Raw genomic sequence first — 24616 nt, forward strand, 5'->3', positions numbered from 1 at the left:
CCGATTTCCGTCAGGCTCAGACTATGACGACAACGACCACTCCCCGCTTCGACGGCCGCCTCCTTACCCCCGGCAATCCGGGTTACGACGCAGCCCGCGCCGTCTGGAACGCCATGATCGACCGACGCCCGCGGATGATCGTGCAGGCCTCGAGCGTCAGCGACGTGGTGGCCGCGGTGCGCCTGGCCCGCGACCTCGACCTGGAGATCGGGGTGCGCTGCGGCGGGCACAACGTGGCCGGCCTCGCCGTCCCCGCGGACGGCCTGATGATCGACCTGACCCCGTTGAACGGGGTTCGGGTCGACCCGATCCGGCGACGCGCCCGGGTCCAGGGCGGCGCGCTGCTCGGCGCACTCGACCGGGCGTCGCAGCCCTACGGCCTCGCCACGACCGCGGGTAACGTCTCGCACACCGGGGTCGGCGGCCTGACCCTCGGCGGCGGCATGGGTTGGCTCGCCCGCCAATACGGGTTGGCCTGCGACAACGTCGTCTCCTACACGATGGTCAACGCGGACGGGGAGGTGGTGACCGCGAGCCGAACCGAGAACCCGGACCTCTACTGGGGCCTGCGCGGCGGGGGCGGCAACTTCGGCATCGTCACCGACTTCGAGTTCCAACTGCACCACACCGGAACGCAGACCCTGGTCGCCGAGTTCGACTTCCGCGCCGAGGACGCCGTACCGGTGCTCGAAGGCTGGCGGGACCTCAACGCCGTCGCGCCCCGGCAGGCGACCTTCACCGCCGATGTCCACAGCACGGCCAAGGGACCCATCGCCACCGTCGGCTTCGTGTGGGTTGGCGACCCGGCACAGGGTCACCGGTTGCTGCCGGCGATGCGCGCGCTCGGGCGCCCGGTCGCCGAGCGGGTCACCACCCCGTCATACCTGGAACTGCAGCGACGCGACGACACCGTCGGCGGCCACGCCTACCGCCGGTACTCCAGTGCGCACTACCTGCGGCAGTTCCCCACCGCCGCGATCGAGGCGTTCCTGCTGCGCGGCGCGTCGGACCTGCACACAGGCGCCCACCTGGCCGGCGTCGGCCTGCAGGCGCACGGCGGTGCCATCGCCGATGTCGCGGACGCCGACGCGGCGTTCAGCCACCGCGGCACCATGTTCGAGTTCGGCGCCGGCTCCCGCTGGACCGAGCCATCCGAAGACGACAGTCGGATGGCGGCGGCTCGCAGTGCCGGAGCCGCGCTCGACCCGTACGCCAACGGCGTCTACGTCAACTCGCTCGCCGCCGACGAGGGGCAACGCGGGGTACGCCGTGCGTACCCGGCCGCCAAGCTCGCCCGGCTCACCGCACTCAAGACGATCTGGGACCCGCACAACGTGTTCCACCTCAACCACAACATCCGGCCCGACAGCCAGTAGCGCGGCCGGCTGCTCCTGCGCAGCCTGGTCACGGGCTGCTCGCGGCGTAGGCCGAGGAGGTCAGTCCTCGTCGTCCTTCTTCTTCTTGTCGCGGTTCATGGCCAGGTCGAGCGCGAGGACGCTGCCGATGATGAGCAGCGGGTCGACGCCGGCAGTGACCTGCACCGCGTAGGTGTCCCGGATCGTCAGCCACCGCTTGGAGACCGCGGCCACCTCGGTGCCGTCGCGTTCGATCACGTACTCGTGGTCGAGCAGGTCACCCTTCATCTCCAGGTCGTCGGGCCCCGGCACGTCGATGGTGAACTTGTCGCGGAACGGCGTGAGCAGATTCTTGCGGACCTCAGCGGCCTTCTCGCCGCCGATCCGGATCTCGTACGTGGGACGCAGCGCCACCAGGTGCCGGTGCAGCGCGGCGACCTCCTGGCCGGAGGCGTCCTCGATGACGACCTTGTTGCGGACGCTGAGCACCTTGCCGTCGACGTGGAAGACCTTGGTGCCGTGCTCGTCGAGCACGTCGAAGTCGTCGCCGACCGAGAAGAACCGCTCCCTGATGACAAACATGGTCCGATTCTCCCCCACCGCACACGGAAGTGCCGGCCGGCGGGACACGGCCGGCCCTTACCGCCGCACTCATCCGTCCGCCCCGCAGTAATGACACCGCTGTAGTGGGGCACGCCGGAGCACGGTGCCCGACACCACGTCAACGTCGACGGACGGTATTGCGGTTCATCGATTCGTGGTAGAAATCTTTCGTGCTGTCCGCTCGTTAGCTAGGTTTCCTTCTTCAGGGGGTGGCGATGATGAGAACCAGTGCCGGGTGGTTGGTGGGTCTCACCGTTGCCGCAGGCCTCGTGGCGCCGACCGCCCTGAGCGCGGTGGCGGCGACGCTCGCGCAGGCACCGACCGCTGTGACGCTGTCGGCCGCCGGCCCGCAACCCGGCACCTTCACCGGCCGGGGATTCGACACCTGCACCGCCCCGTCACAGGCGGCGATGGACGCGTGGCGAGCCAGCTCGCCCTACGGCGCGATCGGCATCTACATCAGCGGGGGCAGCCGCTCCTGCGCCCAGCCCAATCTCACCTCGACCTGGGTTGCCAATCAGATCAGTAACGGATGGCGGCTTCTCCCCATCGAGCTGGGGTACCAGGCACCGTGCGGTACCCGCGCGCCAAAGATGTCCGCGGATCCCACAACCGCCCGGTCGCAAGGCGTCGCCGCGGCAAACAGCGCTGCGACTGCCGCCCAGGCACTGGGCATCGGCAGTGCGAGCACCATCTACAACGACATCGAGCAGTACCCGTCGGACACGTCGTGCCGTGCGGCAGTGCTGTCGTTCCTGTCCGGCTGGATCGAGCAACTGCACGTACGCGGGTACCTCGCCGGCATGTACTCCAGCGGCGCCTCCGGCATCAGGGACGTCTGCGACGCGTACGACAACCCGAACTACACGCGACTCGACCAGATCTGGATCGCCTGGTGGAACGGCGTGGCTGACACGGACGCCGGAAGTTACTGCGCCGACGGTCACTATGCGAACCACCAGCGCCTGCACCAGTACGCCGGCAACGTCACCGAGACGTGGGGTGGCGTGACGTTGAACATCGACCGCAACTACCTCGACGTGACGGTCACCCAGACCCCGCCGCAGCAGTGGGCCGCGACCATCGACAACAGCACCTCGGGAGGGTTCACGGCGAGCAGCGACTGGGGCACATCGGCCTACTCAGCCCAACGGTTCGGTACCGACTACCGGTTCGCCAGTCCGGTGACGTCCAGTGACGTCGCCTGGTACCGGTCGACCATCCCGGCGACCGGAAGCTACGAGGTCTCGGTCTGGTACCCCTCCGATGCCGGCTACAACAACCAGACGCCCTATCTCGTGGCGACCACCACCGGAAACAGATCCGTGTCCGTCAACCAGCGGGCCAACGGTGGTCGGTGGGTCTCGATCGGCGTATTCACCCTGGCGGCGGGCACGGGCAACAAGGTCGGTGTGAGCCGCTGGACCAGTGGCACCGGATTCGTCGTCGCCGACGCGGTGCGGATCACCCGTGTCTGAGCTCGCTCACTGGTTGGTGGCCCTGGACGCCGGTTGGCTCGTCACTGGACTGACGCGGCCGTCGGGATGGGCCCCGTACCTCCGCGTCAGGCCGGGCGCCGGCCCCGCACGCCGCGCGGAGAGGGCCGCCGCTGGCAGCGCCGCCACGGCTGTGGTGAGGTGCAGGTAGGTCAGCATCACGTCACCGGAGGACATCATCTTCACCGTCAACGCCATCGCCGCGCCTTCTGCCACCGAACCGCTCGTGCGTACCACGATCGAGCGGCGGGACCTGGGCCCGCACGATGTTCTCATCGAAATCCGCTACGCCGGCATCTGCCACTCCGACATCCACACCGTGCGCGGCGACTGGGGCAGCGTTCCCTACCCGCTAACCGTTGGCCACGAGATTGTCGGCCGGATCACCGAGGTCGGCGCCGACGTCACCCGCCACGCGGTCGGCGACCGTGCCGGTGTTGGCTGCATGGTCAACTCGTGTCGCGAGTGCGAGAACTGCCGCACCGGAAACGAGCAGTACTGTCTCAAGGGCAACACCCAGACGTACGCCGGCGTCGACCGGGACGGCACCGTGACCCAGGGCGGGTACTCGACCCACGTCGTCGTGAACGAGGACTTCGTGCTGCGGGTACCGGAAAGCATCCCGTACGAGGCGGCGGCCCCGATGCTGTGCGCGGGCATCACCACGTACTCCCCGTTGGCGCACTGGAACGCCGGTCCCGGCAAGAAGGTCGCCGTGGTGGGCCTGGGTGGGCTGGGCCACATGGCTGTCAAGATCGCCGCGGCGATGGGCGCCGAGGTGACCGTGCTGTCACAGACGCTGGGCAAGAAGGACGACGGCCTGCGCTTCGGAGCCGAGCACTACTACGCCACCAAGGACCCGGCGACGTTCGAGGCGCTCAAGAACAGCTTCGATCTGATCATCAACACGGTCAGCGCACCGATCGACATGGCCAGTTACCTCGGTCTGCTGCGTCTGGATGGCACGCTTGTCAGCGTGGGTGCCCCGCCAGAGCCGCTGCCGGTGCCCGTCTTCGCGTTGTTCGGCAACCGACGGTCGTTCGCCGGCTCCAGCATCGGCAGCATCGCCGAGACGCAGGAGATGCTCGACTTCTGCGCCGAGCGCGGCATCGCTCCCGAGGTCGAGGTCATCGGCGCCGAGGCGGTCAACGACGCGTACGAGCGGGTGCTCGCCTCAGACGTGCGGTACCGGTTCGTCATCGACATCGACACCCTGCGCTGATCTTCTCTGGTGTGCGCCAGGGTCCGCCGAACGGCGGGCCCTGGCGCACAGCCGGGCCGGGGCGACCCGACCGCTAACGGTGGGCGGTGAAGGCCTGCCGCCGCGACGTTTCTCGGCCGCCACCTGCACAGGGATCGCGGCGGCGGCTGCGCGCGACGCCTTCCCGGCCGGTTCGGCGTGGTCGATTCCCCTGCACCACCCGACTCACCGAACCCGTCCCATATTCATCGTCGTGAACGTCTTCACTTGACCAACACAAGCGCGTAGCCTTCCTGAAACAAGTTCTGAAACGATTCATCCAGCCCACCGCCCCTCCCGGTCTGGGCCGTCCACCGCCTGCGTCCGTGCCGGGAGACCGCCGCCCAGAAGGATGAGGACCTGGAATGATGCGCATGACGCGGCGTCGCGCCGCACCCTCCGCGCTTCTCGTGCTGCTGCTCGGCCTGACGCCGCTGGTGGTGCCCGGCCCGGCCACCGCAGCCACGGCCGCCGCGACGCTGACCGCGACCGACCTGACCACCGAACGCGCCACCGAACCGATCGGTTTGGACGTGGCGCAGCCCCGATTCGGCTGGCGGATCGACGCCACCGCCCGGGGTGTGCTCCAGGAGTCGTACCAGGTGCGCGTCGCCACCAGCGCGGAGCGCCTCACCGCCCCCGACGTCTGGGACAGCGGCCGGGTCCGGTCGCGGCAGAGCACCCTCGTCCCGTACGCCGGCCCGCAACTGCGACCCCGCACCCGGTACGCCTGGCAGGTCCAGGTCTGGGACACCGCCGGCAACGCCTCCGGCTGGAGCACGCCCGCGTCCTGGGAGACCGGCGTACGCGGTGGTGCGGGCTGGCAGGCCGACTGGATCGGTATGCCGTCGGCGACCGAGTCCTGGACCGACTACACCGTGCAGACGACGGTACGGCTGGAACGCGACGCGGCCGGGATCTACCTCCGCGCCCGGGGTGCGGCGAACGCGTACATGTGGCAGTTCTCCATCACCGGCGGCAGTGCGAAACTGCGCCCGCACGCCCGGGTCAACGGCGCCTGGACGGTGCTCAAGGAGGTGCCGCTCGGCGGAGTCGTCCCGGCCGACAAGCTGACCACGCCGCACACCCTGCGCATCACCGCGGCCGGAAACACCATCACGACCTGGGTCGACGGCACCCAGGTCGACGTCACCACCAGCACCGCGCACCAGGCCGGCTCGGTCGGCCTGCGTACCAACGGGTTGGAGTCCGGCGTCTTCTCCACCTTCTCGGTGACCAGCGGCGGCCAGACGCTCTTCGCGGCCCCGCTCACCGACGGGGTGAACCCGTTCGGGGCGGGCACGCCCACCGCGGCCGGCCTACGGGTCGGCGGCGACACCGAGGCCATGCTCACCGCACTGGACGCTAACCCGCTGCTGCGCAAGGGCTTCCGCGTCGACGGTACGGTCGCACGGGCCCGGATCTACGCCACCGCGCTCGGGGTCTACCAACTCTCACTCAACGGTCAGCGGGTCGGCGACCACGAGTTGGCGCCCGGCTGGACCGACTACCACAAGCGGGTGCAGTACCAGACGTACGACGTGACCCGCCAGCTCCAAGCGGGTGACAACGCCCTCGGCGCCCTGCTCGGCGACGGATGGTACGCCGGCAGCATCGCCTGGTTCGGCACCGACAACTACGGCTCCCGGCCGCACCTGAGCGCCCAACTGGTCATCGACTACACCGACGGACGGAGCGCGACGATCGGCACCGACGGCTCGTGGCGCGTCACGGCCGGGCCGTTCCTGCAGAGCGACCTGATCCACGGTGAGACCTACGACGCGCGGCGACTGCCGGCGGGCTGGGACCGACCCGGGTTCAACGACGCCGGCTGGAAGTCGGCCACCGTCGACGACGTCGACGCCACCGACAAGATCGTCGCCCAGGTCGACCCGCCGGTGCGGGTCACGCAGGAGCTGCCGGCCCGGGCGCTGACCCAGCCCACCCCCGGCACCTGGATCTTCGACCTCGGCCAGAACATGGTCGGCAAGGTGCGGCTGAAGCTCAACGGCGCGGCCGGCACGACGGTGCGCGTCCGGCACGCCGAGGTGCTCAACCCGAACGGCACCGCCTACACCGCCAACCTGCGCACGGCGCGGGCCACCGACCAGTACACGCTGCGGGGTGGCGGAGCAGAGGTCTACCAGCCGACGTTCACCTTCCACGGCTTCCGCTACGTCGAGCTGACCGGATATCCAGGCACCCCTGACCTGTCCTCGGTCACCGGGCTGGTGATGCACACCGACGGCGACCTCACCAGCGAGTTCCAGACCTCCAACGCCATGGTGAACCAACTGCACAGCAACATCACCTGGGGGCAGCGCGGTAACTTCCTCTCCATCCCGACCGACACGCCGGCACGCGACGAGCGGCTGGGCTGGACCGGCGACATCAACGTCTTCGCCAACACCGCGACGTTCAACATGGACAGCCTGACGTTCCTCAGCAAGTGGTTGCAGGACCTGCGCGACGCGCAGTCGGCCAACGGCGCGTACCCCGACGTCGCGCCGCGCGCCTGCTGTGGGGACGGTGCGACCGGCTGGGCCGACGCCGGGATCACCGTGCCGTACGCGCTGTGGCAGCGCTACGGCGACACCCGGGTCGTCGAGGAGCACTACGCGTCGATGGTGCGGTACGCGTCCTGGTTGGAGAGCACCAGCTCCGGCAACCTGCGGACCAACGCCGGCCCGTACCTCGACTGGCTCAACCTGGAGGACCCGACGCCGGCCGGGGTGGTCGGCACCGCCTACTACGCGTACAGCATCCGGCTGCTCGGAGAGTTGGCCGCCGCCATCGGGCGCGACGCCGACGCGACCCGTTACGCGGCGCTGTCCAGGGCCATCGCCCAGGCGTTCGTCAACGCCTACGTCGCGGCCGACGGCACCGTGCAGGGCGACAGCCAGACCGGGTACGTGCTGGCCATCGGCATGGGCCTGCTGACCGATCCGCTGCGGGCCAGGGCCGCCGACCGGCTGGTCGCCAATGTGCAACGGCACGACTGGCACCTCTCCACCGGCTTCCTCGGCACCCCGGACCTGCTGCCGGCGCTGACCGCCACCGGGCACCTGGATGTCGCCTACCGGCTGCTGCTCAACGACACCTACCCGTCCTGGGGTTACGAGATCGGCAAGGGCGCGACCACGATCTGGGAGCGCTGGGACTCGATCAGACCCGACGGCAGCTTCGGCGACGTGGGGATGAACTCCTTCAACCACTACGCGTACGGCGCGGTGGGCGACTGGATGTACCGGACGGTTGCCGGCATCCAGCCCGACGCCGCCAACCCCGGGTACGCGCACGTCACGTTCGCCCCCCAGCCGGGCGGCAACCTCACCTCGGCCAAGGCGTCGTACCGCTCGGCGTACGGGACGATCGGCAGTGACTGGGACCTCGACGCGCGCGGCGACATGCGGCTGCGTGTCACCCTGCCGCCCAACACCACGGCGACGGTGCGCTTCCCGGCGCCCGGACGTGAGGCGGTCACCGAGGGCGGCCGGCCGGCGGAGCAGGCTGCCGGGGTGCGGTTCGTCCGGATGGACGGCGCGGTGGCCGTCTACGAGATCGGGTCCGGTTCCTACTCCTTCGCGGTCGTCCCACCGACGGGCGCGTACGACCACGTCGACCTCGGCGTCGCGGCGTCCGAGCAGGCGCACCGCCTGACCGCCTCCACCTACTCGAACACCAGCACGGAGGCGGGATTGACCCGCCGGTACACGGACGTGACCCGGCCCGGCGGTTGGTTCGAGTTCGACCTCGCGGTCCGAGCGGGCGAACCGTTCGTGCTGCGCTCGGTGGAGACGTACGACGGGCCGCAGCTCAAGGACTATCAGGTGCTCGTGGACGGGGTGGTGGCACACACCCGCTCGTGGCAGCGCACCGCGGGCGGGCCCGGCACGGTCAGCTACGAGTTCGTCGTCGACCTACCGGATGCGACGCGGGACGGCGTGGTGCGGGTGCGCTTCCAGGACACCGGCACCGGCTACGACCCGTCGATCGCCGACGTCTGGGCGATGCCCGTCCCGGCGGCCTGACCAAGCTCGGCGTCGCGGAGGAGCCGGGCGGGCGACCGCCCGGCTCCTCCGTCGTCGAAGAGGGCCAGTCAGCGCCGGGTGCGCCGGGGTTGGTCGCTGGATCGGCGTACGACCAACTCGGGCTGGAACACCACGTGTCGGTGCCGGTGGGTGTCACCGGACTCGGCCTCTTCGAGCAACAGCTCCGCGGCCGCGCGGCCGAGCTGGTCGCGCGGCTGGCGCACCGACGACAGTGGCACCGCCGCGGCGCCGGCGAACTCGATGTCGTCGTAGCCGACGATGGCCACGTCGCTCGGCACCCGCACCCCACGCGCCGTCAGCTCCTGCAGCACACCGAGCGCGATCAGGTCGTTGGCGCAGAACACGGCGGTCGGGCGCTTGCGCACCGGTAACGCGAGCAGTTCCTCGGCGGCGCGCCGGCCAGCGGCGACGGTCAGGCTGGTGGTCACCGCCACCCGCAGGTCAGCGGTGCTGCCGCGGTCCTGCACAGCCGCGGCGGCCCCGGCGTGCCGGTCGGCGACCTGGGCGATGGTGAGCGGGCCACCGAGGTAGGCGATGCGGTGGTGGCCCTGGTCCAGCAGGTGGTCCATGGCGAGTCGGCCGCCGAGCACGTCGTCGACCGCCACCGAGCAACGGTTCGCCCGGCCCGTTCCCCGGTCCACCAGCACCACCGGGATGCCTCGCTCGATGAGCTTGTCCAGAACGGGCTGCGGGCCGTGGTCGACCGGGGTGATGAGCACACCACGGACCCTTTGTTCCTCCAACAGCTCCAGGTGGCGGCGCTCCCGGGCGCCGTCCTCGCCGCTGTTGCAGACGACGAGCATGGCGCCCGCCGCCTCGATCACCTGCTCGGCCCCTCGGACCACGTCGGTGAAGAACGGGTTGGCCACGTCCAGGACGACGATGGCGACGGTGCGACTGTGCCCGGCGCGCAGTTGGCGAGCGGAGTCGTTGCGGACGTAGCCGAGGGTGGTGATGGCGTCGAGCACCCGCTGACGGGTGGCGGGAGCGACCGTGTCGGGTCGGTTGAGCACGTTGCTCACGGTGCCGAGAGATACGCCGGCATGCCGGGCGACCTCCTTGATGTTCGCCGTCGCCATGACTCCCCAGATGCTCCGTACGGTGGTCGCGACCCGTGTCGACCGGGTCGTTCGGCAGTGTATAGCGCCTAAATCGTTTCAGGCAGCGCAGCAACAGCGCCGCGAGCTGGTCCGGAGCCCCCGTCAGCAACAGCGAAGAAATAGCATCGAAACTCTTGACGCTCTCGAAGGCCTACCCCTACCGTCCATGCAACGACGCATGAAACGATTCAGGAGGGGTTCCGATGACCGCCGACGCACCGGGCACGCAGGCTCCGCTGCTGGTCCTCGACGGCGTGACGAAGTCCTTCGGGGCCGTCGCCGCGCTGCGCGGGGTGCACCTGGCACTGCACTCCGGTGAGGCCCACGCTCTGGTCGGCGAGAACGGGGCGGGCAAGTCCACGTTGGTGAAGGTTCTGGCCGGCGCACACGCACCGGACTCCGGCTCGATGACCCTGGACGGGCAACCGCTGCGGCTACGCGGTCCCGCCGACGCCCGAACCGCCGGCATCGCGGTCATCTACCAGGAGCCGACACTCTTTCCGGATCTCTCCGTGGCGGAGAACATCTTCATGGGCCGGCAACCGCTGCGCGGTCTGCGCCGCATCGACACCGCCGCCATGAACCGCGACGCCGAGAAGCTGTTCCAACGGCTGGGTGTGCGCATCGATCCAACCCGACCCGCGCGTGGCCTCTCCATCGCCGACCAGCAGCTCGTCGAGATCGCCAAGGCGATCTCGTTCGACGCCCGCGTCCTGGTCATGGACGAGCCCACCGCCGCGCTCTCCGGAGTGGAGGTCGAACGGCTCTTCGCGGTCGCCCGGTCGCTCTGCGAGGGTGGTGCGGCCGTGCTGTTCATCTCGCACCGGTTCAACGAGGTGTTCGACCTGTGCCACCGCGTCACCGTGCTGCGCGACGGCGCCTGGGTCTCCAGCGACGACGCCGCCGACCTGACCGTCGACGAGGTGGTGCGGCGCATGGTCGGCCGGGACGTCTCCTCGCTCTACCCGAAACAGGACGCCGAGCTGCGGGACACCCTGCTCGAGGTCCGTGGACTGACCCGGGCCGGCGTCTTCACCGATGTGTCGTTCTCCGTCCGGGGCGGGGAGATCGTCGCGCTCGCCGGGCTGGTCGGCGCCGGGCGCAGCGAGGTCGCCCGCGCCATCTTCGGTGTCGACCGCTACGACGCGGGGGCGGTGCTGGTGGCCGGTCGCAACGTCGCGGCGGGAAACCCGGGCCGGGCGATCGCGGCCGGCATGGCGCTGGTCCCCGAGGACAGACGGCAGCAGGGCCTGGTCATGGAGCTGTCGGTGGAGCGCAACGCCACGCTGGCCCGCCGCCGGGCGCTGAGCCGGTTGGGCCTCCTACTCGGCGGCGCGGAGCGCGCCGAGGCCCGCCACTGGACGCGGCGGTTGCAGGTGAAGGCCTCCCGGCTCGGCGCACCCGTGGCGACCCTCTCCGGCGGCAACCAGCAGAAGGTCGTGCTCGCCAAGTGGCTGGCCACCGAACCACGGGTCCTGATCATCGACGAACCCACCCGTGGCATCGACGTCGGCACCAAGTCCGAGGTGCACCGACTGCTCTCCGAGCTGGCCGGCGAGGGCCTGGCCATCCTCATGATCAGCAGCGAGCTGCCCGAGGTGCTCGGCATGGCCGACCGGGTTCTCGTCATGCACGAGGGGCGACTGGTTCGCGAGCTGCCCCGGGCCGAGGCGGACGAGACCTCCATCATGTTCGCCGCCACCGGTCAAGGAGCGACCGCATGAGCCTCACCGACGCCGACGCGCCCGAACGGGCCACCGGAAACGCCCCGACCGACCCCGGTCCGCAGCGCCGCAGCCTCACCGAGCGGCTGCTCGCCGTCCGCGAACTGAGCCTGTTGATCGCGCTCGGCCTGCTCGTCCTGGTGACCACCCTGCGCAACGACCGGTTCCTGAACGGCCAGAGCATCAAGGACCTGCTGCTGGGCTGCGCGATCCTGGTGATCCTGGCGGTCGGCCAGACCCTGGTCATCGTCACCCGCAACGTCGACCTCTCCGTCGGCTCGATCCTGGGTCTGGTCGCCTTCGCCACCGGCTCGCTGTTCCTCTCCGCACCCGGTACGCCGTGGCCGGTGGCGCTCGTCGTGGGTATCGCACTGGGCGCGCTGTGCGGCGCGGTCAACGGTGGCCTGATCGCGGTGGCCCGGGTGCCCGCCCTGGTCATCACCCTCGGCACCCTCTACGCCTTCCGTGGCGTCGACTACTACTGGGCCTCCGGCCGGCAGATCAACGCCGCCGACATGCCCCCGTCGTTCCTGCGCCTGGGCAACCAGACGGTGCTCGGCGTACCCGTGCTGTTCCTCGTCGCGCTGGTCGTCGTCGCCGCCGTCGGCTTCTTCCTGCGCTCTTACCGCAGCGGCCGGGAGCTGTACGCGATCGGCTCGGAGCCGGCCGCCGCCCGACTCTCCGGCATCCCGGTGGGTCGGCGGGTGTTCGCCGTCTTCGTCGCCAGCGGCGCCCTCGCCGGGCTCGCCGGCGTGCTGTACGCGGCCCGGTTCGGCACCCTCGACGCGGCCGCCGGGACCGGCCTGGAACTCCAGGTCGTCGCCGCCGCCGTGGTCGGCGGGGTGGCGATCTTCGGAGGCAGCGGCAGCGCCTACGGCGCGGCACTCGGCGCCGTACTGCTGACCACGATCGGCAGTTCACTCGCCGTCCTGCGCATCGACCCGTTCTGGCAGCAGGCCGTGGTCGGCGCACTCATCCTCGCCGCCATCGGGCTGGACCGGCTCCTGGCCCTGCGGGTGGCGGCCCGGCTCCGAGGGAGAAGCGCGCATGGCGCATGACAGCCTGTACGCCGCACCGACCACCGCCGAGGCCGAGGCCGAGCCCGGGGCGGGCCGCCTCGCCACCCTGCGCGGGCTGTTCGGCTCCTGGGACGCGGTGATCGTCGGCGTCCTCGTGGTGGTGGTGCTGGTCGCCAGCCTGACCGTGGAGAATTTCGCCACCGGCCGCAACGCCCAGTTCCTGCTGCTCGACCTGATGCCGTTGGCGCTCATCGCGCTGCCGATGACGCTGATCGTGATCACCGGTGAGATCGACCTCTCGGTGGCCAGCATGGTCGGGCTGTGCAGCACGCTGATGGGGCAGCTCTGGCTCTCCAGCGGGCTGTCCCTGGAGCTGATCTGCGTCCTCGTGGTGCTGCTGGGCGCCGCGCTCGGCGCGGTGAACGGTCTCTTCGTCACCGGCTTCGGTCTGCCGTCGCTGGCGGTGACCATCGGCACGCTCGCCCTCTACCGGGGGTTGTCCTTCGTGGTGCTCGGCGACCAGGCGGTCGCGGACTTCCCGGCCGACTGGACCGCCGCCGTGGTGCGCACCATCCCCGGCACGTCGATCCCGGTCGTGGTGGTCCCGCTGCTGCTGCTCGCCGTGGTCTTCGGGGTCGTGCTGCACGCCACCGCCGCCGGTCGGGCGCTCTACGCCATGGGCAACAACGACCAGGCCGCCACGTTCACCGGCGTCTCGGTGGCCCGGACGAAGTTCTGGCTGTTCGTGGTCTCCGGCGCGGTGTGCGGGCTGGTCGGCATCTTCTGGACGCTGCGGTACGCCAGCGCCCGCGGCGACAACGCCACCGGCCTGGAGCTGACCGTGGTGACCGCCGTGCTGCTCGGTGGTGTCTCGATCTTCGGCGGCCGGGGTGCCCTGCTCGGTGTGGTGGCCGGCGTGCTGCTCCTCGGCGTCCTGCGCAACGCGCTGCAACTCGCCGACGTCGACGCCAACGCGCTGACCATCGTCACCGGCAGCCTGCTCATCGCATCCGTCGTGCTGCCCAACGCCGTCGCGGACATCCGCGCCCGGCTGCACCGTCGACGACAGCGGCACTCCGTCGCTTCGTGACGCTCCCCCGCACCCACCACCCCCGGAAGGATGACGATGTCCGCATACCGCAGAGGCCTCCGGGTCGGGGCCACCAGCCTCGCCCTCGCCGCACTGCTGCTCAACGCCGCCTGTGGCGGCACCACCCGGGACAACTCCACCAAGGAACCCGGCGCCGCCAACCAGGCCAGCGGCGCCGCCAACCCGGACGCCGCCATCAAGGCAGGGCTGAAGATCGCCTTTCTGCCGAAGGCCCTGAACAACCCCTACTTCACCGTCTCGGACAACGGCGGCAAGGACGCGGTCACCGAGTTCAAGGGTGAGTTCAAGGAGGTCGGCCCCTCCGAGGCCAGCGCCTCCTCCCAGGTCAGCTACATCAACACCCTGTCCCAGCAGGGCATGGACGTCATCGTCACCTCGGCCAACGACCCGAACGCGATCTGCGGGGCGCTCAACCAGGCGAAGGCGGCCGGCGCGAAGATCGTCACCTTCGACTCCGACACCAAGCCGGAGTGCCGCCAGATCTTCGTCAACCAGGTGACCGCCGAGGGCATCGCGGAGAACCAGGTCAAGCTCATCGCACAGCAGATCGGCGGTGAGGGCGAGATCGCCATTCTGTCCGCCACCGCCAATGCGACCAACCAGAACGCCTGGATCGCGCTGATGAAGAACGAGCTGACGAAGCCCGAGTACAGCAAGATCAAGCTGGTCACCGTGGCGTACGGCAACGACGACGACCAGAAGTCCTTCCAGGAGACCCAGGGTCTGCTGCAGTCGTACCCGAACCTCAAGGGCATCATCTCCCCCACGACTGTCGGTGTCGCGGCGGCCGGCCGTTACCTCAGCGGGTCGCAGTACAAGGGCAAGGTCAAGCTGACCGGGCTGGGCACCCCGAACCAGATGCGCCAGTACGTCAAGGACGGCACCGTCGACGCGTTCGCCCTGTGGAGCCCGGCCGACCTCGGTTACCTGGCGGCGTACGCCGGCGCGGCACTGGCCTCCGGCCAGATCACCGGTGCCGAGGGCGACACGTTCAAGGCCGGCAAGCTCGGCGAGTTCACCGTCGCGAAGGACGGGGTGGTCATCCTCGGCCCACCCACCGTGTTCGACAAGAACAACATCGACCAGTTCCAGTTCTGATCGCCCTCCCGGTCGGTGCCGGCACACGTCGTGCACCGACCGGGGAGCCGACGGGAGAGCCGTGCCCCGCGTCTGCTTCACCCTCCAGGTAGACCCCGAACGTCTCACCGAATACCGCACCCGTCACCAGCAGGTCTGGCCGGAGATGCTCGCCGCGCTGGCCGAGAGCGGCTGGCGGGACTATTCCCTCTTCCTCCGCGACGACGGCCTGCTCGTGGGCTATCTGGTCACCGACGACTTCGCCGCCGCCCAAGCCGCCATGCGGGCCAGCGACGTCAACGCCCGCTGGCAGGCCGAGATGGCGTCGTACTTCGTCGACCTCGACCAGGGCGCACCCGACCGCGCCATGAAGCCACTGGACGAGGTCTTCAACCTTGAGGCGCAGCTTGCCGCAGATCCTGCGGCGCGGTCCGCCGTACAGACGGGAGAGAAACCATGACGCAGCCCGACGCGCGGACCCTCGAACGGGTCAAGCTGGCCCTGCGGTCCCAGCGCATCGAGACGCCATCCTGGGCGTACGCCAACTCCGGCACCCGCTTCAAGGTGTTCCCGCAGGAGGGGGTGCCGCGTAACCCGTACGAGAAGATCGCCGACGCGGCGGTCGTGCACCGGCTCACCGGCATCGCACCGACCGTGGCGCTGCACATCCCCTGGGACCGGGTCGACGACTACGCCGATCTGGCCGCGTTCGCCAGAGATCAGGGCGTCGGTCTGGGCGCGATCAACGCCAACGTCTTCCAGGACAACGACTACAAGCTGGGCAGCGTCACCAACCCGGATCCGGGGGTGCGCCGCAAGGCCATCGACCACCTGCTCGAGTGCGTCGACATCATGGACCGCACCGGCTCGCGCGACCTGAAGCTCTGGTTCTCCGACGGCACCAACTACCCGGGCCAGGACGACATCCGCGCCCGGCAGGACCGGCTCGCGGCGGCGCTGCGCGAAACCTACGACCGGCTCGGCGACGACCAACGGCTGCTGCTGGAGTACAAGCTGTTCGAGCCGGCCTTCTACACGACTGACGTGCCGGACTGGGGCACCGCCTACGCGCACTGCCTGGAGCTGGGTCCGAAGGCGCAGGTGGTCATCGACACCGGGCACCACGCCCCGGGCACGAACATCGAGTTCATCGTGGCGTTCCTGCTGCGCGTCGGGAAGCTCGGCGCGTTCGACTTCAACTCGCGCTTCTACGCCGACGACGACCTGATGGTGGGCTCGGCGGACCCGTTCCAGCTGTTCCGGATCATGTACGAGATCGTCCGGGGCGACGCGTTGGCACCGGAGGCCGGCATCGCGTTCATGCTCGACCAGTGCCACAACATCGAGGCGAAGATCCCGGCCATCATCCGCTCGGTGCTCAACGTGCAGGAGGCGACAGCGAAGGCGCTGCTCGTCGACGCGGACGCGCTGGCCGCCGCGCAGCGCGGCGGTGACGTGCTCGCCGCCAACGCCGTGTTGATGGACGCGTACAACACCGACGTCCGACCGCTGCTCGCCGAGCTCCGTACGGACCTGGGCCTGGATCCGGACCCGATGGCCGCGTACGCCCGCTCCGGTTACTTCGACACGATCCGCGCCGAACGCGCCGGCGGCCAGCAGGCCGGCTGGGGCGCCTGACCACCACTGAGAACCGCAGACTGGGGACGTGAGGACATGCAATCCGAGGTTCAGGCGCTGATCGCGCGCAGCAACCGGCTCGGCGCCGACCCGACCACGACGAACTACGCCGGGGGCAACACCTCCGCCAAGGGCGCGGCCAGCGACCCGGTCACCGGTGGCCCGGTCGACCTGCTCTGGGTGAAGGGCTCCGGCGGTGACCTCGGCACCCTCACCCCGTCCGGGTTGGCCGCGCTGCGGTTGGACCGGCTCCGCGCCCTCGTCGACGTCTACCCCGGAGTCGAGCGGGAGGACGAGATGGTCGCGGCGTTCGACTACTGCCTGCACGGTCGGGGCGGAGCGGCGCCGTCCATCGACACCGCCATGCACGGCCTCGTGGACGCGGCGCACGTCGACCACCTGCACCCCGACGCCGGTATCGCGATCGCCGCGGCCGCCGACGGGCCGGAGCTGACCAAGGAGATCTTCGGCGACCGGGTGCGGTGGGTCCCGTGGCGGCGGCCCGGCTTCCAGCTCGGCCTGGACATCGCCGCGGTGGCACGGACCAACCCGCAGGCGATCGGCGTGATCCTCGGTGGGCACGGCATCACCGCCTGGGGCACGACCAGCGACGAGTGTGAGCGCAACTCGCTGGAGATCATCCGGTCCGCGCAGGCGTACCTCGACGAGCGGGGTCGCGCCGAGCCCTTCGGCCCGGTCATCACCGGCTACGAGCCGCTGCCGACCGACGAACGCCGACGTCGTGCGGCGGCGCTGTTCCCGGTGCTGCGGGGTCTGGCGTCCACCGACCGGCCGCAGGTCGGCCACTTCACCGACAGCGACGTGGTGCTGGACTTCGTGGCGCGGGAGAAGCACCCCGGGCTCGCCGCCCTCGGCACGTCCTGCCCGGACCACTTCCTGCGTACCAAGGTCCGTCCGATGGTGCTCGACCTGCCGCCCACCGCGCCGGTCGAGGACGTGATCGCCCGACTTCGGGAGCTGCACACCGCCTACCGCGACGACTACCGCGCCTACTACGAGCGGCACGCCACCCCGGACAGCCCGCCGATGCGCGGCGCCGCCCCGGCCGTGGTCCTGGTGCCCGGTGTGGGCATGTTCAGCTTCGGCGCCAACAAGCAGACCGCACGCGTCGCCGGCGAGTTCTACGTCAACGCCATCAACGTGATGCGCGGCGCGGAGGCCGTGTCGCGCTACGCGCCCATCGACGAGGCCGAGAAGTTCCGGATCGAGTACTGGGCCCTGGAGGAGGCGAAGCTTCAGCGGATGCCGAAGCCGAAGACCCTCGCCACCCGGGTCGCGTTCGTCACCGGAGGTGGCTCCGGTATCGGGCGGGCGATCGCCCACCGGCTCGCCGCGGAGGGCGCGTGTGTCGTGGTCGCCGACCGGGACGCGCAGGCGGCCGCCGCCGTCGCCGCCGAGATCGGCAGCGCCGACGTGGCGGTCGCCGTCGCGGCCGACGTCAGCGACGGTGACGCCGTGGCCGCCGCCCTGCGCGAGGCGGTGCTCGCCTTCGGCGGGGTGGACCTGATCGTCAACAACGCCGGGCTGTCGCTGTCCAAGTCGCTGCTGGAGACGACCGAGGCGGACTGGGACATCCAGCACGACGTGATGGCCAAGGGCTCCTTCCTCGTCTCCCGGGAGGCCGCACGGGTGCTGCTGGCGCAGGGGATGGGCGGGGACATCGTCTACATCTCCAGCAAGAACTCCCTGTTCGCCGGTCCGAACAACGTGGCGTACGGCGCGGCGAAGGCCGACCAGGCGCACCAGGTCCGGCTGCTCGCCGCCGAACTCGGCGGTCACGGCATCCGGGTGAACGGTGTCAACCCGGACGGGGTGGTCCGCGGCTCCGGGATCTTCGCCGGCGGCTGGGGTGCGCAGCGGGCCGCCGTCTACGGCGTTCCGGAGGATAAGCTGGGTGAGTTCTACGCCCAGCGCACCCTGCTCAAGCGCGAGGTGCTGCCCGAGCATGTCGCCAACGCGGTCTTCGTGCTCACCGGCGGCGAGCTGTCGCACACCACGGGACTGCACGTCCCGGTGGACGCCGGTGTCGCCGCGGCCTTCCTCCGCTGATGACCGCCGTGCGACTGGCCGCGGTGGACGTGGGTGCGTCCAGCGGCCGGGTCATGCTCGCGCGCGTCGGGCCGGGGACGCTGGAGCTGACCGAGGCGCACCGGTTCCGCAACCAACCGGTGCGGGTCGCTGGCACCCTGCACTGGGACGTTCTGGCGCTCTACCAGGGCGTCCTGGACGGCTTGCGCGCCGCTGGCCCGGTCGCGGGGATCGGCATCGACACGTGGGCGGTTGACTACGGGCTGCTCGACGCCACCGGGGCTCTGCTCGGCAACCCCGTGCACTACCGCGATGGGCGCACCGAGGGTGTCAGCGACCGGGTGGCGAAGCAGCTCGGACCGGAGCGGCTCTATGCCACGACCGGGCTGCAACACCTGCCGTTCAACACCCTCTACCAGCTCGCCGCCGCCGCTGGTACGCCCCAGCTGGAGGCCGCGCACACGCTGCTGCTGATGCCGGACCTCATCGCGTACTGGCTCACCGGTGAGGTCGGCGCCGAGGTCACCAACGCCTCCACCACCCAGCTCTACGACCTGCGTCGCCGCGCCTGGGCGACCGACCTGATGGTCGACGCGGGGATCCGCAGCGAGCTGTTCGCGCCGCTGCGCGAGCCGGGCACCCGGATCGGTCCGGTCCTGCCCGCACTCGACGTACCCGGAACGCCCGACGTGGTGGCGGTGGGATCGCACGACACGGCCTCGGCCGTGGTGGGCGTGCCGGCGGTGGGAGAGCACTTCGCCTACATCTCCTGCGGCACCTGGTCCCTGGTCGGCGTCGAACTGGACGCCCCGGTGCTCAGCGAGCCGAGCCGGCTGGCCAACTTCACCAACGAGTCCGGCGTCGACGGCACGACCCGCTACCTGCGTAACGTGATGGGCCTCTGGCCATTACAGGAGTCACTGCGCACCTGGGGCACCACGGACCTGCCCGCCCTGCTCCGGCAGGCGGCGGAGAGGCCGGCCTTCCGCTCCGTGGTGGACCCGGACGACCCCACCTTCCTGCCACCCGGCGACATGCCCGCCCGCATCGCCGAGGCCTGCCGGCGCACCGGCGAGCCGGTGCCGGACGACCCGGCGGCCACGGTGCGGTGCATCCTGGACAGCCTCGCCCTGGCGCACCGGCGCGCCGTCCAGCAGGCGCAACGACTTTCGGGCCGGCACGTCGACGCCGTGCACGTCGTCGGCGGCGGCGCCCGCAACGACCTGCTCTGCCAGCTCACCGCCGACGTCTGCGGGTTGCCGGTGCTCGCCGGGCCGGTCGAGGCCACCGCCCTGGGCAACGCCCTGGTGCAGGCCCGCGCCCTCGGCGTGATCGGCGGTGACCTGGCGTCGCTGCGGTCCGTGCTACGCCAGACCCAACAGATCGTGCGGTACGAGCCACGCGGCGACGCGACGGCGTGGCGGGCGGCTGCCCGACGCCTCGGATGGGACGACTGACCATGCGAATAGCCCTGTGGCCCCGCAACCTGCACGTGGTGATCGTCCCGCCCCGGGGCTGGCCGGTGAGGCGTACTGCGTGTGCTGTTTCTCTGAAGGTGCCGGATCAGCCCGCTTGCCCACCGAAGCGCACCCGGATGTCGCTCGGATAGGACCCCTTCTGCCAGATCACCGAGAACCGGCCCGTCGGGCTGGACGCCGGCTGCGCGAAGCGCCCGTCGGGGGCGAGGATCTCGGCGGCCCCGAACGCGCCGTCCTGCCCGATCGTCCTGGCGTGCACCCGGCTGGTCGAGAAGTCCGGGCTGGGCGCCTGCCAGGTGATGAGGCCGTCGCCGTCGTCGTCCAGGGTGACCTTCGGCCAGTCGCCGGCGCCGAGCCTGGTGACCGCGCCGAGGACGCCGGTACTGGAGATCGAGCGGGCAAAGACCTGCGTGCCGTCGGAGGTCCAGCGGCCCCAGGTCAGCACCGCGTCACCGTCGAGGTCGCCGGCGAGTTCGTCGAAGAGGGTCAGCTCGTGGGCGACCGGCGACACACTGATGACGCTGCCCAAAGTGTCGGTCTGGCTGTAGTGCCGCGCGCGGAGGCGAGGCGACTCACCCGCCTTCGACCACCGGTAGCTGATCACCGCGTCCCCGTCCCGGTCCAGGGCGACCGAGACGCTGGCGTACCTGACGTCGGCGGCCGCACCGGCGATGACGCGCAGGGCGGAGACCCCCTCCGGGCGCACCCGACGCGCGACGACGCGCTCGTAGTTCTCCGTCCAGGCGACGAGGGCGCTTCCGGTGCGATCGACGGCCACGACCGGCTGGTCCGCACCGACGCCCAGGGTCAGCTCCGGGCCGAGTGAGCTGTCCGCGCCGAAGTATCGGGCCTTCGTCGTGTACGCGCCGTCGCGGATCTCCGTCCAGGTCACCAGCGCCAGACCCGAGGGGTCCACCGCGACGGCCGGACTGATCGCGCTCCACGTCGCGATCGTGCGCAGCGGGCCCGGTTCGCCGGTGGCGGACACCCGGCGGCCCGCCACGAGACCGTCCTGTGTCCACACCACCGCGGAGTCGCCGTCGTCGTCGGACGCGACCTTGGGCCAGGACGCGGACGCGCCGAGCGGCGAGAGCGTCTGGACCGGCCCCAGCACGCCGTCGGCCGACACGGTCTGCGCCTTCACCTGGTCGTAGCAGCCGTTCGCGTTGCTGTCGCAGCCAGCCCAGGCGAGCAGCGAGTCGCCCTGCCGGTCGACCGCGACGAACGGTTGGTCCTGCCCGCTCCAACCAGCCTCCGACACGACCTGGACCGGGGACCACGTGGCGGCCCGCGCGGGCGCCGGAACGGCGGCCAGCACGGCCAACGCGCCGACCACGCCGGCGGTGAGCTGTCGCGTACGCCGTCGGGTCGCCGATCTGTCCGCTGCGTGCACCGTCGCCCCCTCGATCGATGAACATCGTGATCCAGGGAATGATGTCATCGACCCGGCCGCACCGCTCGCCGGAAGCGGGTACCCGCAGCGAAACGTGGTTCAGGCGGTGGGAACGAGGTCGGTGAGGAGTGCCTGTACCCGGTCCCGGATCTCGTCGCGGATCGGGCGGACGGCGTCGACGCCCTTGCCGGCCGGGTCGTCGAGTTTCCAGTCCTCGTAGCGTTTGCCGGGGAAGACCGGGCAGGTGTCGCCGCAGCCCATGGTCACGATGACGTCGGAGGACTCCGCGGTCGCGTACTCCAGAAGTTTGGGGCTCTGGTCGGTGATGTCGATCCCGACCTCGCGCATGGCCTGCACGGCGGCGGGGTTGATCGTCTCGGCCGGGGCGGAGCCGGCCGAGCGGACTTCGACGGTGTCGCCGGCGAGGTGGCGTAGCCAGCCGGCGGCCATCTGGGAACGGCCGGCGTTGTGGACGCAGATGAACAGGACGCTGGGCTTGTCACTCACGGTGTTTCCCTTACCGGTTAGGTGGTGGATGGCGTGGACGTGAAGTAGCGGCGGCGTGCCCACAGCGAGACGTAGACGAGTCCGACGAGAACGGGTACCTCGATCAGGGGGCCGACGACGCCGGCGAGGGCTTGGCCGGAGGTGACGCCGAAGGTGCCGATCGCGACGGCGATGGCGAGTTCGAAGTTGTTGCCGGCGGCGGTGAACGCGAGGGTGGTGGTGCGCTCGTAGCCGAGACCGATGGCCCGGCCGAGGGCGTAGGAGCCGGCCCACATGAGCGCGAAGTACACCAGCAGGGGCAGGGCGATGCGGACGACGTCCAGGGGCCGGCTGGTGATCGCGTCTCCCTGCAGGGCGAACAGGATCACGATCGTGAACAGCAGCCCGTAGAGGGCGGCCGGACCGATGCGGGGCAGGAAGCGGGCCTCGTACCAGGCGCGGCCCTTGGCGCGTTCGCCGAGCCGTCGGGTGAGGTACCCGGCGAGCAGCGGGATGCCGAGGAAGATGAGCACGTTACGGGCGATGTCCCACGCGGAGACGTTCAGCTCGGCGCCCGACAACCCCAACCAGCCGGGCAGCACGGACAGGTAGAACCAGCCGAGCACGCCGAAGGCGACGACCTGGAAGACGGAGTTGAGGGCGACCAGGACCGCGGCGGCCTCCCGGTCGCCGCAGGCGAGGTCGTTCCAGATGATGACCATGGCGATGCACCGGGCCAGGCCGACGATGATCAGCCCGGTGCGGTAGGCGGGTTGGTCGGCCAGGAAGACCCACGCCAGGGCGAACATCACGGCGGGGCCGACGACCCAGTTGAGGACCAGCGAGGAGACCAGCAGCCGGCGGTCGCCGGTGACGGTGTCGAGCCGGTCGTAGCGGACCTTCGCCAACACCGGGTACATCATGATCAGCAGACCGACCGCGATGGGCAGGGAGATCCCGCCGATCTGCACCGCGTCCAGGGCGCTGTTCAGCCCGGGGATCAGCCGACCCAGGAGCAGGCCGGCGACCATCGCCAGGCCGATCCACACCGGCAGGAACTGGTCGAGGCGGGACAGGCGGGCGACGACAGCGCTCTCGCCGGGGTCGGTGTCAGGGGTGGTGCGGGTGCTCACGGGCACTCCCGTCAGTTCTGTGTCGCTGGTGGTGTGGGTCGGCTCTGTCATGCCGGGTGGACGACGTGGGGGTCGTCGAGGAGGCGCCGGACGCGGCGTTCGATGTCGTCGCGGATCGGCCGGACGTCGGCGAGGCCCCACGCCGGTCAGGGGGCGGGGTTCAGTGCGGGGAGGGCTTCGGGGCGCAGCCGCAGGTAGGTGCGGCGCCGGTTGCCCTCGGAGCGGCCGGCTCGCCGCCCAGGCCTTAGGCCACGGCGGCCGGTTCGACGCTGAGCAGTCCGGCGAGTTGGCGCAGGATGGCCGGCCGGGCCCGGTAGTACACCCAGGTGCCGCGGCGTTCGGCGTCGACGAGGCCGGCCTCGCGCAGCGTCTTGAGGTGATGCGAGATCGTCGGCCCGGTCAGGTCGAACGCCGGGGTCAGGTCGCAGACGCACACCTCCCCGCCCTTTGCGGAGGCGATCATCGACATCAGCTGCAGCCGCACCGGATCGCCGAGCGCCTTGAACGCGGGCGCGAGCACCGCGGCGGTCTGCGCCGGCACCCGGCTCTGTGCCAGGGGCGGGCAGCACGGCGTGTCGGCGGTGAGGTCGATGACGGGAAGCAACCCGGCTTGCTTTGACATTCCTCTAGGTTGACAGGTGTCTAATCAGCGTGCAAATCTCTGTTTCGACGAACGTCAAGACAGGCGTCATGGGAAGGGTCGGCACCGGCTACAGTTTCATCGTCGATCGACGATGAACGATAGAAGGGGTGGGGTCGTGGACGAGTTGCTCGACCGGAGCACCGCGCAGCAGTACGCGTCGTGGTTCCGGGCCCTCGCGGACCCGACGCGGGTTCAGATCGTCGAGTACCTCGCCCGTCACGCCCGACCGATGAGCGTCGGCGAGATCGTCGCCGCCGTCGGCCTGGCCCAGTCCACCGTCTCCCAACATTTGAAGATCCTCACCGACGTGCGGTTCGTCCTCGTCGAGGCTGTCGGCACCGCCCGGCACTACCGGATCAACGACGCCTGCGTCGACTGCTTCCCCTCCGCCGCCGACGTCGTCATGGGCCGACCCGCCCCGCACCCGATCGGAGCATGCTGATGGCCGACATCACCGTTCGCCCCATGACGGCCGGCGACGCCCCACGGGTTCTCGCCATCTACCAGGCCGGCCTCGACGGCGGCGACGCCAGCTTCGAGACCACGGCGCCGACCTGGGCGCAGTTTGACGCCGGCAAACTACCTGAGCACCGCCTCGTCGCCGTCGACGGCGACGGCGACGGCACGGTGATCGGTTGGGTCGCCGTCTCGCCCACCTCCGCCCGCGCGGTCTACGCCGGCGTGGTCGAGCACTCCATCTACGTCGACCCCGGAGCCCGAGGCCGCGGCGTCGCCCGCCTCCTGCTGGACGCCCTGATCGCCTCCACCGAAGCGGCCGGCGTCTGGACCATCCAGTCGGGTGTCTTCGGCGAGAACACCGCCAGCCTCCGCCTGCACGAACGCGCCGGCTTCCGGGTCATCGGCGTACGCGAGCGGGTCGCCCGCCACCACGGCCGGTGGCGCGACGTGATCCTGCTGGAGCGCCGCAGCCCCGTCGTCACCTGACCAACCCTCGAACCCCGCCGCACGGCCGCCGTCTACCTGTTTGATTCGACAACTCTCGACACAGAGGAGATACC

21 protein-coding genes are annotated in these 24616 nt (G+C 70.5%); 14 read left to right on the top strand and 7 right to left on the bottom strand.

Features of this window, described 5'->3' with window-relative positions; genetic code table 11:
- The first annotated feature begins 23 nt into the window (after window positions 1–23).
- Window positions 24–1376, top strand: coding sequence for an FAD-binding oxidoreductase (locus tag ACIBD9_RS30175; protein WP_396722746.1), 1353 nt, complete (start codon window positions 24–26; stop codon window positions 1374–1376).
- Window positions 1377–1436: 60 nt separating this feature from the next.
- On the opposite strand, the gene ACIBD9_RS30180 is transcribed toward ACIBD9_RS30175, so the two are convergent.
- Window positions 1437–1985: an LURP-one-related/scramblase family protein gene (locus tag ACIBD9_RS30180; protein ID WP_396722748.1), complete on the bottom strand. Its 549-nt coding sequence runs from the start codon at window positions 1983–1985 to the stop codon at window positions 1437–1439.
- A gap of 188 nt (window positions 1986–2173) precedes the next feature.
- On the opposite strand from ACIBD9_RS30180, the gene ACIBD9_RS30185 reads away from it, so the two are divergent.
- On the top strand, window positions 2174–3436 hold the full coding sequence (locus ACIBD9_RS30185) for a glycoside hydrolase domain-containing protein (protein WP_396722749.1): 1263 nt from the start codon (window positions 2174–2176) through the stop codon (window positions 3434–3436).
- A gap of 6 nt (window positions 3437–3442) precedes the next feature.
- Here the strand turns inward: ACIBD9_RS30185 and ACIBD9_RS30190 are convergent, their stop codons facing one another.
- Window positions 3443–3652: a hypothetical protein gene (locus tag ACIBD9_RS30190; RefSeq protein WP_396722750.1), complete on the bottom strand. Its 210-nt coding sequence runs from the start codon at window positions 3650–3652 to the stop codon at window positions 3443–3445.
- Here ACIBD9_RS30190 and ACIBD9_RS30195 point away from each other — a divergent pair.
- Both ACIBD9_RS30195 and ACIBD9_RS30200 read left to right on the top strand, forming a co-directional pair.
- A complete protein-coding gene (locus ACIBD9_RS30195) occupies window positions 3633–4676 on the top strand; it encodes an NAD(P)-dependent alcohol dehydrogenase (protein WP_238660309.1) in 1044 nt (347 codons plus the stop codon). The genes ACIBD9_RS30190 and ACIBD9_RS30195 overlap by 20 nt on opposite strands.
- Before the next feature lie 392 nt (window positions 4677–5068).
- On the top strand, window positions 5069–8725 hold the full coding sequence (locus ACIBD9_RS30200) for a family 78 glycoside hydrolase catalytic domain (RefSeq protein WP_396722751.1): 3657 nt from the start codon (window positions 5069–5071) through the stop codon (window positions 8723–8725).
- Between the two features lie 68 nt (window positions 8726–8793).
- Here the strand turns inward: ACIBD9_RS30200 and ACIBD9_RS30205 are convergent, their stop codons facing one another.
- Window positions 8794–9825 (bottom strand): LacI family DNA-binding transcriptional regulator, encoded by a 1032-nt coding sequence (locus tag ACIBD9_RS30205; RefSeq protein WP_387173034.1) that lies wholly within the window; start codon window positions 9823–9825, stop codon window positions 8794–8796.
- 224 nt (window positions 9826–10049) lie between these two features.
- On the opposite strand from ACIBD9_RS30205, the gene ACIBD9_RS30210 reads away from it, so the two are divergent.
- The 8 genes from ACIBD9_RS30210 (at window position 10050) to ACIBD9_RS30245 (ending at window position 19921) form a co-directional block, all read left to right on the top strand.
- Window positions 10050–11570, top strand: coding sequence for a sugar ABC transporter ATP-binding protein (locus tag ACIBD9_RS30210; protein WP_396722753.1), 1521 nt, complete (start codon window positions 10050–10052; stop codon window positions 11568–11570).
- Window positions 11567–12628 (top strand): ABC transporter permease, encoded by a 1062-nt coding sequence (locus ACIBD9_RS30215; protein WP_396722755.1) that lies wholly within the window; start codon window positions 11567–11569, stop codon window positions 12626–12628. Before ACIBD9_RS30210 ends, ACIBD9_RS30215 begins: the two co-directional genes overlap by 4 nt.
- On the top strand, window positions 12618–13679 hold the full coding sequence (locus tag ACIBD9_RS30220) for an ABC transporter permease (RefSeq protein ID WP_396722757.1): 1062 nt from the start codon (window positions 12618–12620) through the stop codon (window positions 13677–13679). The genes ACIBD9_RS30215 and ACIBD9_RS30220 overlap by 11 nt, the downstream gene beginning before the upstream one ends.
- Window positions 13680–13715: 36 nt before the next feature.
- On the top strand, window positions 13716–14798 hold the full coding sequence (gene rhaS / locus ACIBD9_RS30225; RefSeq protein WP_396722759.1) for a rhamnose ABC transporter substrate-binding protein: 1083 nt from the start codon (window positions 13716–13718) through the stop codon (window positions 14796–14798).
- A gap of 61 nt (window positions 14799–14859) precedes the next feature.
- Entirely contained in the window at window positions 14860–15237 is a 378-nt protein-coding gene (locus tag ACIBD9_RS30230) for an L-rhamnose mutarotase (RefSeq protein ID WP_396722762.1), read from the top strand.
- Window positions 15234–16415 (top strand): L-rhamnose isomerase, encoded by a 1182-nt coding sequence (gene rhaI, locus ACIBD9_RS30235; protein ID WP_396722764.1) that lies wholly within the window; start codon window positions 15234–15236, stop codon window positions 16413–16415. The genes ACIBD9_RS30230 and rhaI overlap by 4 nt, the downstream gene beginning before the upstream one ends.
- Window positions 16416–16451: 36 nt before the next feature.
- A complete protein-coding gene (locus tag ACIBD9_RS30240; RefSeq protein WP_396722765.1) occupies window positions 16452–18485 on the top strand; it encodes a bifunctional aldolase/short-chain dehydrogenase in 2034 nt (677 codons plus the stop codon).
- Window positions 18485–19921, top strand: a complete 1437-nt coding sequence (locus ACIBD9_RS30245) for a rhamnulokinase family protein (RefSeq protein WP_396722767.1) — start codon at window positions 18485–18487, stop codon at window positions 19919–19921. Before ACIBD9_RS30240 ends, ACIBD9_RS30245 begins: the two co-directional genes overlap by 1 nt.
- A 106-nt stretch (window positions 19922–20027) precedes the next feature.
- Here ACIBD9_RS30245 and ACIBD9_RS30250 read toward each other — a convergent pair whose 3' ends face one another.
- From ACIBD9_RS30250 to ACIBD9_RS30265, 4 genes are all read right to left on the bottom strand, one after another.
- Entirely contained in the window at window positions 20028–21335 is a 1308-nt protein-coding gene (locus tag ACIBD9_RS30250; protein ID WP_396722769.1) for a hypothetical protein, read from the bottom strand.
- A gap of 99 nt (window positions 21336–21434) precedes the next feature.
- Complete coding sequence (locus ACIBD9_RS30255; RefSeq protein ID WP_396722771.1) at window positions 21435–21842, bottom strand: arsenate reductase ArsC; 408 nt, start codon at window positions 21840–21842, stop codon at window positions 21435–21437.
- 17 nt (window positions 21843–21859) lie between these two features.
- Window positions 21860–22954: an ACR3 family arsenite efflux transporter gene (arsB, locus tag ACIBD9_RS30260; RefSeq protein WP_396722773.1), complete on the bottom strand. Its 1095-nt coding sequence runs from the start codon at window positions 22952–22954 to the stop codon at window positions 21860–21862.
- Between the two features lie 244 nt (window positions 22955–23198).
- Window positions 23199–23576: an ArsR/SmtB family transcription factor gene (locus ACIBD9_RS30265; RefSeq protein WP_396722775.1), complete on the bottom strand. Its 378-nt coding sequence runs from the start codon at window positions 23574–23576 to the stop codon at window positions 23199–23201.
- Between the two features lie 112 nt (window positions 23577–23688).
- On the opposite strand from ACIBD9_RS30265, the gene ACIBD9_RS30270 reads away from it, so the two are divergent.
- Both ACIBD9_RS30270 and ACIBD9_RS30275 read left to right on the top strand, forming a co-directional pair.
- Window positions 23689–24039, top strand: coding sequence for an ArsR/SmtB family transcription factor (locus tag ACIBD9_RS30270; RefSeq protein ID WP_396722777.1), 351 nt, complete (start codon window positions 23689–23691; stop codon window positions 24037–24039).
- Entirely contained in the window at window positions 24039–24542 is a 504-nt protein-coding gene (locus tag ACIBD9_RS30275) for a GNAT family N-acetyltransferase (protein ID WP_396722778.1), read from the top strand. Before ACIBD9_RS30270 ends, ACIBD9_RS30275 begins: the two co-directional genes overlap by 1 nt.
- The last annotated feature ends 74 nt before the right edge of the window (window positions 24543–24616 follow it).

The organism is Micromonospora sp. NPDC050784 (assembly GCF_044456765.1).
Lineage (GTDB): Bacteria > Actinomycetota > Actinomycetes > Mycobacteriales > Micromonosporaceae > Micromonospora > Micromonospora foliorum.

What these genes read in the sequence shown, in the direction of transcription:
- ACIBD9_RS30175 (WP_396722746.1), top strand. Translation starts at nt 24, where the DNA reads ATGACGACAACGACCACTCCCCGCTTCGACGGCCGCCTCCTTACCCCC.
- ACIBD9_RS30185 (WP_396722749.1), top strand. Translation starts at nt 2,174, where the DNA reads ATGATGAGAACCAGTGCCGGGTGGTTGGTGGGTCTCACCGTTGCCGCA.
- ACIBD9_RS30190 (WP_396722750.1), bottom strand. Translation starts at nt 3,652, where the DNA reads ATGGCGTTGACGGTGAAGATGATGTCCTCCGGTGACGTGATGCTGACC.
- ACIBD9_RS30200 (WP_396722751.1), top strand. Translation starts at nt 5,069, where the DNA reads ATGACGCGGCGTCGCGCCGCACCCTCCGCGCTTCTCGTGCTGCTGCTC.
- ACIBD9_RS30205 (WP_387173034.1), bottom strand. Translation starts at nt 9,825, where the DNA reads ATGGCGACGGCGAACATCAAGGAGGTCGCCCGGCATGCCGGCGTATCT.
- ACIBD9_RS30210 (WP_396722753.1), top strand. Translation starts at nt 10,050, where the DNA reads ATGACCGCCGACGCACCGGGCACGCAGGCTCCGCTGCTGGTCCTCGAC.
- ACIBD9_RS30215 (WP_396722755.1), top strand. Translation starts at nt 11,567, where the DNA reads ATGAGCCTCACCGACGCCGACGCGCCCGAACGGGCCACCGGAAACGCC.
- ACIBD9_RS30220 (WP_396722757.1), top strand. Translation starts at nt 12,618, where the DNA reads ATGGCGCATGACAGCCTGTACGCCGCACCGACCACCGCCGAGGCCGAG.
- rhaS (WP_396722759.1), top strand. Translation starts at nt 13,716, where the DNA reads ATGTCCGCATACCGCAGAGGCCTCCGGGTCGGGGCCACCAGCCTCGCC.
- rhaI (WP_396722764.1), top strand. Translation starts at nt 15,234, where the DNA reads ATGACGCAGCCCGACGCGCGGACCCTCGAACGGGTCAAGCTGGCCCTG.
- ACIBD9_RS30240 (WP_396722765.1), top strand. Translation starts at nt 16,452, where the DNA reads ATGCAATCCGAGGTTCAGGCGCTGATCGCGCGCAGCAACCGGCTCGGC.
- ACIBD9_RS30245 (WP_396722767.1), top strand. Translation starts at nt 18,485, where the DNA reads ATGACCGCCGTGCGACTGGCCGCGGTGGACGTGGGTGCGTCCAGCGGC.
- ACIBD9_RS30265 (WP_396722775.1), bottom strand. Translation starts at nt 23,576, where the DNA reads ATGTCAAAGCAAGCCGGGTTGCTTCCCGTCATCGACCTCACCGCCGAC.
- ACIBD9_RS30270 (WP_396722777.1), top strand. Translation starts at nt 23,689, where the DNA reads ATGAACGATAGAAGGGGTGGGGTCGTGGACGAGTTGCTCGACCGGAGC.
- ACIBD9_RS30275 (WP_396722778.1), top strand. Translation starts at nt 24,039, where the DNA reads ATGGCCGACATCACCGTTCGCCCCATGACGGCCGGCGACGCCCCACGG.